The 13695-nt window shown below is 64.4% G+C and carries 13 protein-coding genes; all 13 read right to left on the bottom strand.

Going from position 1 to position 13695, the window contains the following annotated elements:
• Positions 1–4: 4 nt before the first annotated feature.
• On the bottom strand, positions 5–1075 hold the full coding sequence (gene leuB, locus ACH2A7_RS09600; RefSeq protein ID WP_394961652.1) for a 3-isopropylmalate dehydrogenase: 1071 nt from the start codon (positions 1073–1075) through the stop codon (positions 5–7).
• Positions 1072–1572: a 3-isopropylmalate dehydratase small subunit gene (gene leuD / locus ACH2A7_RS09595; protein ID WP_394961651.1), complete on the bottom strand. Its 501-nt coding sequence runs from the start codon at positions 1570–1572 to the stop codon at positions 1072–1074. The genes leuB and leuD overlap by 4 nt, the downstream gene beginning before the upstream one ends.
• Positions 1573–2835: a 3-isopropylmalate dehydratase large subunit gene (gene leuC, locus ACH2A7_RS09590; RefSeq protein WP_394961650.1), complete on the bottom strand. Its 1263-nt coding sequence runs from the start codon at positions 2833–2835 to the stop codon at positions 1573–1575. It lies immediately after the preceding gene.
• Between the two features lie 38 nt (positions 2836–2873).
• Positions 2874–4526 carry a 2-isopropylmalate synthase gene (locus ACH2A7_RS09585; protein ID WP_394961648.1) on the bottom strand — a complete coding sequence of 551 codons (1653 nt, stop codon included), beginning with the start codon at positions 4524–4526 and terminating at the stop codon, positions 2874–2876.
• A gap of 430 nt (positions 4527–4956) precedes the next feature.
• A complete protein-coding gene (locus tag ACH2A7_RS09580; protein ID WP_394961647.1) occupies positions 4957–6258 on the bottom strand; it encodes a hypothetical protein in 1302 nt (433 codons plus the stop codon).
• 12 nt (positions 6259–6270) lie between these two features.
• Positions 6271–7755 carry an MBOAT family O-acyltransferase gene (locus ACH2A7_RS09575; protein WP_394961645.1) on the bottom strand — a complete coding sequence of 495 codons (1485 nt, stop codon included), beginning with the start codon at positions 7753–7755 and terminating at the stop codon, positions 6271–6273.
• A gap of 83 nt (positions 7756–7838) precedes the next feature.
• Positions 7839–8240, bottom strand: coding sequence for a DUF2304 domain-containing protein (locus ACH2A7_RS09570; RefSeq protein WP_394961644.1), 402 nt, complete (start codon positions 8238–8240; stop codon positions 7839–7841).
• A complete protein-coding gene (locus ACH2A7_RS09565; protein ID WP_394961643.1) occupies positions 8237–8956 on the bottom strand; it encodes a glycosyltransferase family 2 protein in 720 nt (239 codons plus the stop codon). Before ACH2A7_RS09565 ends, ACH2A7_RS09570 begins: the two co-directional genes overlap by 4 nt.
• On the bottom strand, positions 8953–10185 hold the full coding sequence (locus ACH2A7_RS09560) for a glycosyltransferase family 4 protein (RefSeq protein ID WP_394961642.1): 1233 nt from the start codon (positions 10183–10185) through the stop codon (positions 8953–8955). The genes ACH2A7_RS09565 and ACH2A7_RS09560 overlap by 4 nt, the downstream gene beginning before the upstream one ends.
• Positions 10182–10658, bottom strand: coding sequence for a hypothetical protein (locus ACH2A7_RS09555; protein ID WP_394961641.1), 477 nt, complete (start codon positions 10656–10658; stop codon positions 10182–10184). Before ACH2A7_RS09555 ends, ACH2A7_RS09560 begins: the two co-directional genes overlap by 4 nt.
• Positions 10568–11392 (bottom strand): acyltransferase family protein, encoded by an 825-nt coding sequence (locus ACH2A7_RS09550; protein WP_394961640.1) that lies wholly within the window; start codon positions 11390–11392, stop codon positions 10568–10570. The genes ACH2A7_RS09555 and ACH2A7_RS09550 overlap by 91 nt, the downstream gene beginning before the upstream one ends.
• A 30-nt stretch (positions 11393–11422) precedes the next feature.
• A complete protein-coding gene (wecB, locus tag ACH2A7_RS09545) occupies positions 11423–12562 on the bottom strand; it encodes a non-hydrolyzing UDP-N-acetylglucosamine 2-epimerase (protein WP_394961639.1) in 1140 nt (379 codons plus the stop codon).
• Between the two features lie 6 nt (positions 12563–12568).
• On the bottom strand, positions 12569–13693 hold the full coding sequence (locus tag ACH2A7_RS09540) for a glycosyltransferase family 10 domain-containing protein (protein WP_394961638.1): 1125 nt from the start codon (positions 13691–13693) through the stop codon (positions 12569–12571).
• Positions 13694–13695 lie beyond the last annotated feature (2 nt).

Below are 13695 nucleotides of genomic sequence, written 5' to 3'. Positions count from 1 at the left end.
AGATTTACAGCCGGGCGGTGATGGCGCTGCCCATCTCCGAACAGCTGGCCAGGGTGCAGCCCTCGGCCATCATGTCGGCGGTGCGCAGCCCGTCGTCCAGGGCCTTGTTCACCGCCGCCTCGATGGCGGCGGCCTCGGCGTCCAGGCCGAAGCTGTACTTCAGCATCATGGCGGCGGAGAGGATGGTGCCGATGGGGTTTGCCTTGTTCTGGCCGGCAATGTCCGGCGCGGAGCCGTGGATGGGTTCGTACATGCCCCGGGTGCCGTCCCCCAAACTGGAGGAGGGGATCATGCCGATGGTGCCGGTGAGCATGCTGGCCTCGTCCGAGAGGATGTCGCCGAACATATTTTCGGTCACGATCACGTCGAACTGGCCGGGGTCGCGCACCAGCTGCATGGCGGCGTTGTCCACGAACATCTCGCCGTACTCCACATCGGGGTAATCCTCCTGGATGCGGTGCAGCACCGCCCGCCACAGGCGGCTGGTGTCCAGCACGTTCGCCTTGTCCACGCAGGTGACTTTTTTGCGGCGCTTTCTGGCGGTTTCAAAGGCGATGCGGCCGATGCGCTCGATCTCGTGCTCGGAATAGAGCATCACGTCGGTGGCAACCTTCTCGCCGTCCTGCTCCACCGTCTTGTGCTCGCCGAAGTAGACGCCGCTGATGAGTTCCCGCACCACCAGGAAGTCGATGCCCTTTTCCACGATGGAAGGCTTCAGAGGGCTGGCCGCCGCCAGCTGGGGCCAGAGTTTCGCCGGGCGGAGGTTCGAGTAAAGGCCCATGCCCGCCCGCAGGCGCAGCAGGCCCTTTTCCGGGCGCCGGGGCCCGGGCAGCCCCTCCCACTTGGGGCCGCCCACCGCCCCCAGCAGCACGCTGTCGGCGGCAAGGCACTTGTCCAGCATGGCCTGGGGCAGGGGGTCGCCCCACTTGTCAATGGCGACGCCGCCCATGTCCACATCGTCGTAGGTGAAGGTGTGGCCGTATTTTTCGGCCACCGCGTCCAGCACCTTGATGGCTTCGTTCACGATCTCGGGGCCGATGCCGTCGCCCCGGATCACCGCAATGGTCTTGTTCATTTTGCTTCGCCGCCTTTCTGCCGGATGCTCTTCATCAGCCCGCCGGCGCGGATGATGTCCTGGATGAAGGGGGGGAAGGGCTGGGCCTGGAAGGCCTTTCCGGTGGTGACGTCGGTGATGACGCCGGTGTCAAAGTCCACCGCCACCTCGTCCCCCGCGGCGATGGCGTCCGCCGCGGCCTCGCACTCCAGAATGGGCAGGCCGATGTTGATGGCGTTGCGGTAGAAGATGCGGGCAAAACTCTTGGCGATGACGCAGGCGATGCCGCTGGTCTTGATGACCAGGGGCGCGTGCTCCCGGCTGGAGCCGCAGCCGAAGTTCCAGCCGCCCACCATGATGTCGCCGGGTTTGACCTTGTTCACAAACTCCGGGTCGATGTCCTCCATGCAGTGCCGGGCCAGCTCCGCCGCGTCCTGGCTGTTCAGGTAGCGGGCGGGGATGATCACGTCGGTGTCCACATTGTCGGGGTATTTGAAAACGGTTCCCTGTGCGTTCATTTACTCCACCTCCCGAGGATCGGTAATGTGCCCGGTCAGCGCGCTGGCGGCGGCGGTGGCGGGGCTTGCCAGATACACTTCGCTCTTCACATGGCCCATGCGGCCCACGAAGTTGCGGTTGGTGGTGGAGATGCACTTTTCGCCCTCCGCCAAAATGCCCATGTAGCCGCCCAGGCAGGGCCCGCAGGTGGGGGTGGACACGATGCACCCCGCGTCAATGAAGGCCTCCAGCCAGCCGTTCTGCAAACAGGCTTTGTACACCGCCATGGTGCCGGGGATGATGATGCCCCGCACGCCGGGCGCGATGGTCTTGCCTTTGAGGATCTCATAGGCGGCCTGCATGTCTTCAAGGCGACCGTTGGTGCAGCTGCCGATGACCACCTGGTCGATGGCCACCCCCTCGCTCTCCTTGGCGGTGCGGGTGTTCTCCGGCAGGTGGGGCCAGGAGACGGTGGGCTCGATGGACGCAAGGTCGATGTCGATGGTCTTTTCGTACTCCGCGTCCGCGTCCGCCTGGTACACCTTCCAGGGGCGCTGGCTGCGGCCGGTGAGGTAGGCGGTGGTGACCTCGTCCACCGGGAAGATGCCGTTTTTGGCCCCCGCCTCGATGGCCATGTTGCAGATGCAAAGCCGGTCGTCCATCGAGAGGCTGGCCACGCCCGGGCCGGCGAACTCCATGCTCTTGTAGAGCGCGCCGTCCACCCCGATCATGCCGATGATGTGCAGGATGACGTCCTTGCCGCTCACCCGGGGGCCCAGCTTGCCGGTGAGGTTGAAGCGGATGGCGGCGGGCACCTTGAACCAGGCCATGCCGGTGGCCATGCCCGCGGCCATGTCGGTGCTGCCCACCCCGGTGGAGAAGGCCCCCACCGCGCCGTAGGTGCAGGTGTGGCTGTCCGCCCCGATGATGCAGTCGCCGGCGGTCACGATGCCCTGCTCGGGCAGCAGCGCGTGCTCGATGCCCATTTTGCCCACGTCGAAGAAGTTCACGATGTCGTACTTCGAGGCGAACTGGCGGCACTGCTTGGACTGCTGGGCGCTCTTGATGTCCTTGTTGGGCACGAAGTGGTCCAGCACGATGTTGATGCGGGTGTTGTCGTACACACTGTCAAAGCCCGCCTTCTCGAACTCGTTGATGGCCACCGGGGTGGTGATGTCGTTGCCCAGCACCTCGTCCAGCCTGGCGTTGATCAGCTGGCCGGGCTTTACCTCGTCCAGCCCCGCGTGGGCGGCGAGGATCTTCTGGGTCATGGTCATTCCCATGGGTCTTTCCCTCCTCATATTCCTTCGGGCCGCAGCCCTTATTTGTTGTTGACGGCGCTCACCAGCGCCTTGATGCCCGCCTGGATGATGTCGGTGTCGGTGCCGGCGCCCCAGGTGACGGTGCCGTCGCCCCAGGCAAGGCCCACATAGCTGGCGGCCTCGCTGGTGGAGCCGTGCTCCAGGCTGTGCTCCGAGTAAACACTGATGGTGAAGTCCAGGCCGGTGGCGGCCTTCAGGGCGTTGCACACCGCGTCCAGGCGGCCGTTGCCCTGGGCGGAGGCCTCCCGCGCCTTGCCGCCCTCCTCCAGGGTGATGACGGCGAAGATGCCGCTCTTCTGGATGAAGTGGGCCTCGGTGATGTTCAGGGGGCTCACCTTGTTCAGATAGGTCTTCCGGAAGATGTCCAGCACCTCGGCGCTGGAGAGCTCCTTGTGGGCGTGGTCGGACACCCCCTTGACCGTGTAGCCGAAGTGCTCCCGCATCTTGGGGGGCAGGTCGTAGCCGTGGTCCTGGGCCAGCAAAAAGCCAATGCCGCCCTTGCCGCTCTGGCTGTTGATGCGGATGACGTCCGCCTCGTAGCGGCGGCCGATGTCGGTGGGGTCCACCGGGATGTAGGGCACCGTCCACTTGTGCAGGTGTTTTTCCTTGCGCCAGGTCAGGCCCTTGGCGATGGCGTCCTGGTGGCTGCCGGAGAAGGCGGCGAACACCAGCGCGCCGGCGTAGGGGGTGCGCTCGTAGACATGCATCCGCGTCACCCGCTCGTACAGTTCCACGATGGCGGGCATGTCGGAGAAGTCCAGATGGGGGTCTACCCCGTGGGTGTACAGGTTCATCGCCAGGGTGATCAGGTCCACGTTGCCGGTGCGCTCGCCGTTGCCGAACAGGGTGCCCTCCACCCGGTCCGCCCCCGCCAGCAGGGCCAGCTCGGTGTCGGCCACGCCGCAGCCCCGGTCGTTGTGGGGGTGCAGGCTCAGCACCACGCTGTCGCGGTACTTCAGATTGTCGCTCATGTACTCGATCTGGTTGGCGTAGATGTGGCTCATGCTCATGGCCACCGTCACCGGCAGGTTGATGATCATGGGCTTTTCGGGGGTGGGCTGCATGATGTCCAGCACCGCGTTGCACACTTCCAGCGCGTACTCCGGTTCGGTGCCGGTGAAGCTCTCGGGGCTGTACTCAAAGCGGAAGTTGCCCTCGTACTCCTCGGCCAGCTTTTTCACCAGCGCCGCGCCGTCGGTGGCGATCTTCTTGATCTCCTCCTTGGACTTCTTGAACACCTGCTCCCGCTGGGCCACGCTGGTGGAGTTGTAGAAGTGGATCACCGCGCTGGGCGCGCCCTTCACCGCGTCAAAGGTCTTGCGGATGATGTGATCCCGGCACTGGGTGAGCACCTGCACCGTCACGTCGGCGGGGATGCGGTTTTGCTCGATGAGGGTGCGCAGGAATTCATACTCCGTCTCGCTGGCGGCGGGGAAGCCCACCTCGATCTCCTTGAAGCCGATCTTCACCAGCAGGTCAAAGAACTCCAGCTTCTCCTCCAGGCTCATGGGCACGATCAGGCTCTGGTTGCCGTCCCGCAGGTCCACGCTGCACCAGGCGGGGGCCTTTTCGATGTGGTCCTTGTGCACCCAGCGGTATTCACACACCGGGGGATTGTAGTACCCTATGCCGTACTTGGTCACGTCCATCATTGCAACAGTTCCTCCTTTTCGTTTCGCCGGAGGGACGAAAAAAGCCTCGCCCCTCAAAGCATTGCTTTGAGAGACGAGGGCTTTCATAGGTTTTTGAAAAGCACCCGCGGTACCACTCTCATTGCCGCCCGAAGGCGGCCTCTTTACGGTCGGCATTGCTGCGAACCGCGCCCCGCTAACGGTGGGTGGCCGCCCGGGCCTACAGGGCGAAAAAACGCCGTTGAGTCCGGGTGCTCCGGGGCCAGTATACCCGCGCCGCGCTGCCGCCTCGCACCATCCGGCGGCTCTCTGAAAAACGCATCGCCCGGGCTTTCTCCCCATCTGCGCATCGTTTATAATGCTACCATTTTACCCTACGAAAGCGCCGTTGTCAAGCGGCAGCGGCGAGAAAAATCCGCCGGGGCGCTGCGCCCCGGCGGAAAAAGGTGTTTTATGGGCCCGGCGTGGCCGCCTCGGCCTGGGCCAGCCAGTCCGCGTCCACCACCACGCAGTTCGCGTCGTAACCGATGAGGGCGTTCGCGCTGTTCTCGGTGCCGCCGTAGGTGGCGAGATACATCGTCTCGTAGGCGGTCTGGCCGCCGGCCAGCGCCTCGTCGATGCCCGGGAACATCAGCCGCAGGGCCTCGGGCTTGCAGTGCACGCCGTCGAAGAACATGCTCTCCTGAATGCCCACCCGGCCGGCGTGGTAGCTGCCGTACACCGGGATGCCGTGCCCGGCGGCGAACTCCCGCACCCAGGGCTCCACCTCAAAAAAGCCGGTGAACCCCTGGGGGTTGTTGTAGACGTGCAGAGCGATGAAGGGGTGGTAGGGGGTGAGCAGAAAGACCACGTTGACCCCCTTTTGCTGCACATGCTCCACAAAGCGCACGAACAGGTCGGTCCAGTAGGCGTCCATCTGCTCGAAGCCGTGCATGGCGTTGAGGGTGCCCGCCTGGGCCAGCACCTCGGCCATCACCTGATCGTAGTTCCAGGTGCAGAAGCTCAGCGGGTACTGCACGCTGCCGTCCGCCCGCTTGGCGGCGTATTCCAGCGTGCCAAGGCTCCCGTTCGCAAGGGCGTGGAAGGGGATGCTGCCGCCGTCCTCGGTCTGCACCACGCCGCTCTCCTTCTGCTTGAGGTAGTAGGTCACGTTGCCCTGGAAGTAGGCCGGGTCCACCAGCGCCTTCCACAGGGCCACCGTGTCCGGCTCCTCATAGTCGGCGGCGATGCCCAGGCCCTTTTCCAGAAACTCGGCGAACAGTTCGGTGTCGGCGTTCTTGTTCAGGTCGGGGTCCGGGTTGAACAGCCAGGGGTCCACACAGAGGATGAGGTTCTCCGGCAGCTTGTCCTCCCGCTCAAAGAGGTACCAGATGTTCATGATGTCCATGGCCCCGGCGCCGCTGATGCCGGCGTTGAAGTAGCTGCCGCCCACAAGGCCCTCGGTCAGCTGCAGCACCCGGCTGGAACCCAGGGCTACCGTGTCCGGCGCCTTGTCCAGGTTCTGCGCATACAGCTGCAGCACCTGCCGCTCGTCCATCTTGTCGTAGTCGGAGACGTTCTTCCCCTCCAGCAGCAGGTTCGCCACCTGCCGGGGGGCCAGTTCCCCCTGGAACAGGCCGCTGATGTCCACCTTGTAGTTGAACCACACCATGAAGAGCAGGATGGGCAAAAACAGGCAGAACTTGAGGCCGATCTCCAAAAAGCAGAGCAGCCGCACCACAAGAAAGCGCAGGAACGAGATGATCTTTTTCATATCCTCGCCCCCTTAATACTGCTGGTAGATGAAAGCGGACTGGCCGAAGGCCGCGAAGAACAGGATGGCCAGCGCCAGCAGGTAGTACAGCGGCCAGCGGATGAAGAACCACCGGCGGCGGATCCACTCGGCCACCGGGCCGCGCCACTCCACCAGCTCCACCAGCGCGCTGCCGGCGATGAGCACCGCGACGAGCCGGGGGGTGAGCCCCCGGTCGAGAACGCCGTTCCAGAATGCCTGCCAGCCGATGCCCCAGCCTTTGAACATCCCGGCAAACACCGTGCCCGCCGCGGCGCCGTAGAGGTCGGCGGCGAAGAAGACGATGCAGACGGTGAACAGCAGGTAGACGATGGCCCGCTGGATGAAGTTCTTGACGGGCTTGAAGCGGTAGAGCGGGTTTTTCTTGGCCAGCTTGCGGCGCGCCTTGGCGGTGGCCTTGCCGAACACCAGGAACAGGCCGTTGAGCACGCCCCAGATCACATAGCCCCAGCTGGCGCCGTGCCACAGGCCGCTGATGGGGAAGATGAGAAAAACGTTGAACCACCCCTGCAGCTTGCCCCACACGCCGGGCAGGCCCCGGTTGTAGAAGGCCAGGGGGGTGAAGATGTAGTCCCGGAACCAGTTTGTAAGGCTCATGTGCCAGCGGTTCCACAGTTCGGTGTAGCTGGTGGCGGCAAAGGGACGGTTGAAGTTTTCCAAAAGGTCGATGCCCAAAATGCGCGCGCCGCCGATGGCGATGTCGCAGCAGCCGGAAAAATCCAGATAGATCTGGTAGCTGAACAACAGGCTCGCCGCCACAAGGTAGGGCCCGGCGGCGGTGTCCGCCCCGCCGTAGACCGCCCGCACGAACTGGCCGATGCCGTCCGCCAGCACCATCTTTTTGAAGTAGCCCCACAGCATGCGGAAGGCGCCCCCCGCCATGCGGGAGTAGCTGAAGGGATGGGGATGGTCCAGCTGGGGCATCAGGTGGCCCGCCCGCTCGATGGGGCCGGTGAAGATGCAGGCGAAAAAGCTGACGAACAGCGCGTACTTGAAGAAGTTCAGCTGGGGCTTGGCCTTGTGCTGGTAGACGTCGATCACATAGCCGAGACTCTGGAAGGTGAAGTAGGACAGGCCCAGCGGCGCCACCAGATCAAGTTTCGCAAAGCTGCCGCTGCCGCCGAAGATGCCGCCGATGTCCGCCGCCAGCTGGCCGAAGAAGTTGAAATACTTGAAGAAGAACAGGATGCCCAGGCACACCGCCAGCGCCAGCCATAAAAAGGCCCGGCGGGCCCAGGGGTTCTGCAGTTTGCGGCTGCCCAGGGCCACCCCGGCGCACCAGGTCACGGCGGTGGCGCTCACCAGCAGCATCACCAGCCGGGCGTTTTCCGGCTTGTACAGATAAAAAATATAGCTGGCCACCAGCAGCAGATAGGCTTTCAGCTGCCGGGGCACGCAGTAGGTCAGCAGAGCCACCACCGCAAAAAAGCCCAGAAAGATGGGGGTATTGAAATCCATCGCGCGTCACACCTCACCGCGTTTGATTCTGCCGGGAAAAGGCCCGTTTTCGGCCAGTATATGCCGAAGATGTATCCGACCCGTCACCGGCCGTCCGCCGGCTTGTCCCCATCGGGGGCGGCACCGCCGGTTTTCACCGCCTCTTCCAGCCGGCGTACCCGGTGCTCCAGCAGGGCGTTCTGCTGGGCCAGCCGCTTGATCTCCTCGGTCTGGCTGCTGGCGGTGGCCGAGAGGATCAGCAGCACCAGCAGCACAAAGCAGAACAGCAGGGTGAACACCATGTTGGCCACCACTTCGAAGCGAAGCAGCGCCCGCAGCATCTTGGCCACCACCGGGAAGGCGGCGAACACCAGCAGCACGCCCCCCAGCGCAAACCAGGCCAGGCTGAACCGCACGCTCAACTTGCCGTGCTTGACAAAGAGGAAGATCAGCAGCAGAAAGACAAGGTCTCCCACCGCCAGCAGGGGATAGAGAAGATCGTTCATGCCTTGGCCCTCCTCTTTTTTGTGCCGGTGAAACACAGCCGGTAGATCACCAGCGACAGGCTCACCTTCACCATGTAGTAGACGCTCTTGAGGGCGTTGATGCTGGACTTGCCCCCCTGGCGCTCGGCCATCACCACCGGCACCTCGCCCACCTCGTAGCCCTCGCACACCGCCCGCAGGATGGCCTCCGGCTCGGGGTAGTCCTGGGCGTAGCGCACAGCAAAGCGGGCGGTGAGGGCCTTGCCGCAGGCCCGGTAGCCGCTGGTGACGTCCAGCACCTTGCGGCCGGTGAGCACATGGATCAGGCTGCTCAGAAAGCGGATGCCCATCCGCCGCATAAAGCTGGTCTGAAAGCCCTCTTTGGTGATGAACCGGCTGCCGATGCACATATCCAGGCGGCCGGCCAGCACCGGCGCGATCACCTCCTGCAGATAGGCGGGGTCGTGCTGGCCATCGCCGTCCATCTGCACCGTCACGTCGTAGCCGTGTTCCACCGCGTAGCGGTAGCCGCACTGCACCCCGCCGCCGATGCCCAGGTTGATGGGCAGGTCCAGGTAGTTGCAGCTCTCGGCTTTCAACACCTGGACGCTCTGGTCGGTGGAGCAGTCGTTCACCACCACATAGTCCGCCTCGGGGCATTCCTCCCGCAGCCGGCGCACCACCCGGGCGATGTTTTCCGCTTCGTTGTAGCAGGGGATGATCACCAGTATCTTCACACGCAGTTACCTCGCAGGATAAATTCCTCCAGCCGGTCCAGAACGGCCCGGCGGCGGTAGTGGTCTTGGTAATAGGCAAAGGCTTTGCGGCCCATCTCCGCCCGCTCCTCGTCCGGCGCGGCGCACAGGGCCTCCATGTTGGCCGCCAGCGCGTCCGCGTCGGCGGCGGGGCTCACCAGGCCGCAGCCCGCCGCGGCCACCGCGGCGGCGCCCTCGCCGTTCATGCTGGCCAGGATGGGCTTTGCCGCCGCCATGTAGCTGGCGATCTTGGCGGGCACCGTCATGCCCAGGTCCTCGGTGTCCGAGAGGCTGGCCACCAGCGCGTCGGCCAGGGCGGTGTAGGCGGGCACCCGCTCCGGGGGCACGCTGGGCCAGAACTCCACCGTGTCGCCGGCGTTCAGTTCTTCTGCCAGCGCCTTCAGGGAATCGGCGCTCATGCCGTCGCCCACCAGCACAAGGCGCAGGCCCTCCGCCCCCGCCGCCCGGGCCTTCACCGCCGCTTTGATGACGGTCTCAAGGCTCTGGGCGGGGCTGAAGTTGCCGGTGAACACCAGGTTGAACCGGCCGGCAAAGCGGGCGGCCAATCTCTCGTCCCGGATGGGCCGGGCATAAAAATCCTCGCAGTGCTGGGGGATCACCGCCACCGCCGTTTCCGGTTTGCCGGTGCGGCGGCAAAGCCGGCGGCGCAGGCTCTCGCTCATGGCGATCAGCCGGTCGCACCGGCGGTAGTGCCAGTCGCTCACCCCGCGGGCCACGGCCCGCAGAAAGGCGTTTTTCACCGGCAGCACGCTGTAAAGGTTTTCCGGCCAGATGTCCAGCACATAGCTGGTCAGGGGCACCCGGTGGGCCTTGGCGTAGAGGATGGCGGGCAGGTTCATCAGCACCGGGCTGGTGTTGTAGCACAGCACCGCCGCGTAGGGGCCCTTCAGCCGCCAGAGATTGAACACGGCGCACACCGGCCAGCTGACGTAGTTGAGAAAGATGCGCAGGCCGGTGTTGCCCTTGCGGCGAATTTCCCCCGCCCGGATGATGTTCACTTCGTCGTGGGTCTCCCGCCGGGGGCCGGTGTAGCGGTAGCCGGGAAACCACTCCCCCTTGGGGTAGTTGGGCAGCCCGCAGAGCACGTCCACCCCATAGCCGCGCTCGATGAAGCCGGCGGCCAGGTCGTTGACCCGAAAGGCCTCCGGCCAGAAGTGCTGGGTGACGATGAGGATGCGGTCAGAACTCATTTGCTTTCGATCCTTTGCGTGAGGGTGAAAAGCCGGTCGGCGCCGGCGCTAAGCGCCCGGAAGACCCATTCGCCGCACCGGTCGATCAGCCGGTCGAGCCGCAGCAGGCGGAAGAGGGCGGTGCGGCAGCTGTCCACCAGCATGCAGCCCAAAACCAGCAGCAGCCAGTACCCGGCCAGCGCCGCCGCCAGCCGGGCAAAGGGCATGTCCGAGGCGTTTTTCAGCGGCGAAAAGGCCGCGACGTAGTACATGGCGAAATAGAAGTTGGAATGGATCAGATAGACGGCAAAGCAGTGCCGCGCCCCCCAGCGAAGCGCCCGTTGCAGCGGCGCGCGGCGGACGGACAGATGCACAAAGGCGTAGAACAGGCACAGCGAGCCGATCACGGTGAAGGGCTGGTTGTAGTGCAGGTGGGTGTCGGCGGCGGGGTAGCCGAAGGGCCGGAAGGTGTGCCCCGCAGCCACAGCGCCCACAGGGAAAGGCAGCTCATGGCAAGGACATACCCGCCCGCGCCGGCCAGGAACTTGCGGCGGGAGGGCTCGGCGGAACCGTAGAACCGCAGGTAGGCGCCGCAGAAGAACAGGGCGATGAACCAGAGCACCCGGTACCCCATCCCGAAGCGGAAGGCGTCCTTGTCGAACCACTGGGCGAACTCGGTGCCGAAGGAGCCGAACCACAAAAACACCAGCACCAGCAAAAAGTGCTGCTTTTGGGTGAGCGCCCGGGCCAGCTTGGCCAGAAAGGGCGACAGGAAAAAGAACACCGTGTAGACGTTGAAGAACCAGTACTGGCTGCTGCTCAGCGGGAAGAGGGCGGCAAAACTCTCCCAGAAGGCGTCGTAGGGGATGGCCGCGGGGTCGCCGCTGAAGGGGGAAAAGAGCCGCAGGGTGATGAAGGTGACGATCACAAAACCGTAGACCAGCACCTGCGCCCACAGGCGGAACCAGTGGAGAAAAGAAAAGCGGCTTTGGCAGAGGAAATAGCTGGACAGCAGCACAAAAAGGTTGATGCAGGCCGAGCAGAAGACGCCCAGCACGCAGCCGAAAGCGGCCGCCGGGGTGCCGGCCGCCGCGCTCTCGGTGATCTGGGCAGAGAGATGAACGCCCACCACCAGGGCAATGGCGAGAATGCGAAGAAGATCAAGGCCGTACATCCGCCCCGCGGCGGCGGGGGCGGCGCAGAGGGCGGGCCTGTCCGGCGGATTCATCGGGGCAAACTCTCCTTTCCGCTGAGGCGCTCAGCCTTTGCGCCAGACCATCTTGTTCACCACGCCCACATAACTCTGGATGATCTTGACCACCTTGGTGGACACATCCTCGGTGTAGCAGGGCACGGGAATGCCCAGATCGCCGTTGTCGTTCATGGCAACAGCCGTCTGGACCGCCTGCTCCACGCCGCCAGCGGCGATGCCCGCCAGGATGAAGCAGCCCTTGTCCAGCGCCTCGGGGCGCTCGGTGGAGGTGCGGATGCACACGGCGGGGAAGGGGTGCCCCACGCTGGTGAAGAAGCTGGATTCCTCCGGCAGGGTGCCGGAGTCGGAGATGACGCAGTAGGCGTTCATCTGCAGGTGGTTGTAGTCGTGGAAGCCCAGCGGCTCGTGCAGCCGCACCCGCTCGTCCAGCTTAAAGCCCATGGCCTCCAGCCGCTTGCGGCTGCGGGGATGGCAGGAGTAGAGGATGGGCATGTCGTACTTTTGGGCCAGGGCGTTGATGGAGTTGAACAGGTCGAGGAAGTTCTTCTCGGTGTCGATGTTCTCCTCCCGGTGGGCGCTGAGCAGCATGTATTTGCGTGGCTCGAGGCCCAGCCGCTCCAGCACGTCGGAGGCCTCGATGGCCGCGAAGTTGGCCCGCAGCACCTCCGCCATGGGGCTGCCGGTGACATAGGTGCGCTCCTTGGCGGTGCCCTCGGCGTTCAGGTAGCGCCGCGCGTGCTCGGAATAGCACAGGTTCACATCGGCGATGTGGTCCACGATGCGGCGGTTGGTCTCTTCCGGCAAGCACTCGTCAAAGCAGCGGTTGCCCGCTTCCATGTGGAAGATGGGGATGTGCAGGCGCTTTGCCGAAATGGCGGACAGGCAGCTGTTGGTGTCGCCCAAAATCAGCAGGGCGTCGGGCTTTTGCTCCACCATCAATTTGTAGCTCTTGGCGATGATGTTGCCGATGGTCTCGCCGAGGTCGGTGCCCACCGCGTCCAGGTAGAAGTCCGGCGCGCGCAGCCCCAGGTCCTCGAAAAAGATGCCGTTGAGGGTGTAGTCGTAGTTCTGGCCGGTGTGCACCAGCAGTTGATCGAAGTATTTGTCGCACTTTTTGATCACCGCCGCCAGCCGGATGATCTCCGGCCGGGTGCCCACGATGGTCATCAGTTTCAGCTTGTTCATCGGCGTTTACTCCTTTTTCACCGCGCGCTCGTGGCGCTTGTAGTAAAAGTCCAGCATGCCGGCGTCCGGCTGGGAGACCAGCCCGGGCAGCAACCGGTGCAGAAACATCAGGCCCCAGTAGCGGCGCTGGCGCCAGCGGGTAGCGCGCTTTTCGGCGCGGTCCAGCCGCTGCGCGTAGGGCTTGAGCAGGGCAAAGTAATCGCTCTGGTAGGCGGGCATGAAGCAGGTGGGCCGGCGCAGGGCCGCCTTCGGCTCCTGGCGCACGATGTGGGCCAGGAACGCCTCGAAGGAATCCAGAAAAGCGGCGTAGTCAAACCCCTCGGCAAAGGGCGGCTGGGCCAGCATCGCCCGATAGGCCTCCTCGTCGGCGTCCAGCCGCTTGACAAAGGCCGCCGCCTCCTCAAAGCTGGCAAAGTCGTGCATGTTCACAAAAGCTTTGGGGTTGAAGATCGCGGTGACGGTCTCGTCGCCGTAGTAGATGGGCACGCTGTGGTTTTTAAAGGCCTCCCAGATTTTTTCGGTGACAAAGCCCGGCCGGCTGGTGCTCTCGCAGCAGATGGTGAAGCGGCTGGCCGCCACCACCTCCGCCTTCTCCGCCCGGGAGATGCGCCGGGGCCCCTCGGGGGTGTTGTTCAAAAAGGGGCCGAAGCAGTCCACCGTCTTGTAGTCGCTCAACAGGCGCACCATGGCCTCCCGGGCGCCGCTCTCCGAGGGGTGGCTGAAGCAGAAGTTGCAAAAGCGGGTCTTGGCCGCGGCGAAGGCGGCAACGTCCTCCAGCGGCTGCCAGTCGGACAGATCGCAGTCAAACAAAAGGTTCGGGCAGCGGAAGTACCGGTCGGGGTAGCCGATGTGCTCGAACCCGATGTAGTAGTCGTAGGAGGAAAAGTCGGCGTTGTCGTTCTCGCCGGTGTAGCCGATGCGCACGCAGTCCATCTTGTTCAGGTCGAACCGGTGGGCGCCGTACCAGAAATCAGCGCAGAACATGAAGTCCGGTTCGTCGCACACCTGCACCTCAAAACGACGGCGCAGCAGGTCGGTGATGGGGTTGTGCTGAGGGTCGAAGCCGCCGTGAAAGGCGGTGAAGCCGATCTTTACCAGCGGTTTCTCTCCGGGGGAAAGCTGCCGCGCCATGG

The organism is Candidatus Allofournierella merdavium (assembly GCF_944382735.1).
GTDB lineage: Bacteria > Bacillota > Clostridia > Oscillospirales > Ruminococcaceae > Allofournierella_A > Allofournierella_A merdavium.
Note: the sequence above shows the minus strand (reverse complement) of the source record. Positions and strands in the feature narration are given on the sequence as shown.

What these genes read in the sequence shown, in the direction of transcription:
- leuB (WP_394961652.1), bottom strand. Translation starts at nt 1,075, where the DNA reads ATGAACAAGACCATTGCGGTGATCCGGGGCGACGGCATCGGCCCCGAG.
- leuD (WP_394961651.1), bottom strand. Translation starts at nt 1,572, where the DNA reads ATGAACGCACAGGGAACCGTTTTCAAATACCCCGACAATGTGGACACC.
- leuC (WP_394961650.1), bottom strand. Translation starts at nt 2,835, where the DNA reads ATGGGAATGACCATGACCCAGAAGATCCTCGCCGCCCACGCGGGGCTG.
- ACH2A7_RS09585 (WP_394961648.1), bottom strand. Translation starts at nt 4,526, where the DNA reads ATGATGGACGTGACCAAGTACGGCATAGGGTACTACAATCCCCCGGTG.
- ACH2A7_RS09580 (WP_394961647.1), bottom strand. Translation starts at nt 6,258, where the DNA reads ATGAAAAAGATCATCTCGTTCCTGCGCTTTCTTGTGGTGCGGCTGCTC.
- ACH2A7_RS09575 (WP_394961645.1), bottom strand. Translation starts at nt 7,755, where the DNA reads ATGGATTTCAATACCCCCATCTTTCTGGGCTTTTTTGCGGTGGTGGCT.
- ACH2A7_RS09570 (WP_394961644.1), bottom strand. Translation starts at nt 8,240, where the DNA reads ATGAACGATCTTCTCTATCCCCTGCTGGCGGTGGGAGACCTTGTCTTT.
- ACH2A7_RS09560 (WP_394961642.1), bottom strand. Translation starts at nt 10,185, where the DNA reads ATGAGTTCTGACCGCATCCTCATCGTCACCCAGCACTTCTGGCCGGAG.
- ACH2A7_RS09550 (WP_394961640.1), bottom strand. Translation starts at nt 11,392, where the DNA reads ATGAATCCGCCGGACAGGCCCGCCCTCTGCGCCGCCCCCGCCGCCGCG.
- wecB (WP_394961639.1), bottom strand. Translation starts at nt 12,562, where the DNA reads ATGAACAAGCTGAAACTGATGACCATCGTGGGCACCCGGCCGGAGATC.
- ACH2A7_RS09540 (WP_394961638.1), bottom strand. Translation starts at nt 13,693, where the DNA reads ATGGCGCGGCAGCTTTCCCCCGGAGAGAAACCGCTGGTAAAGATCGGC.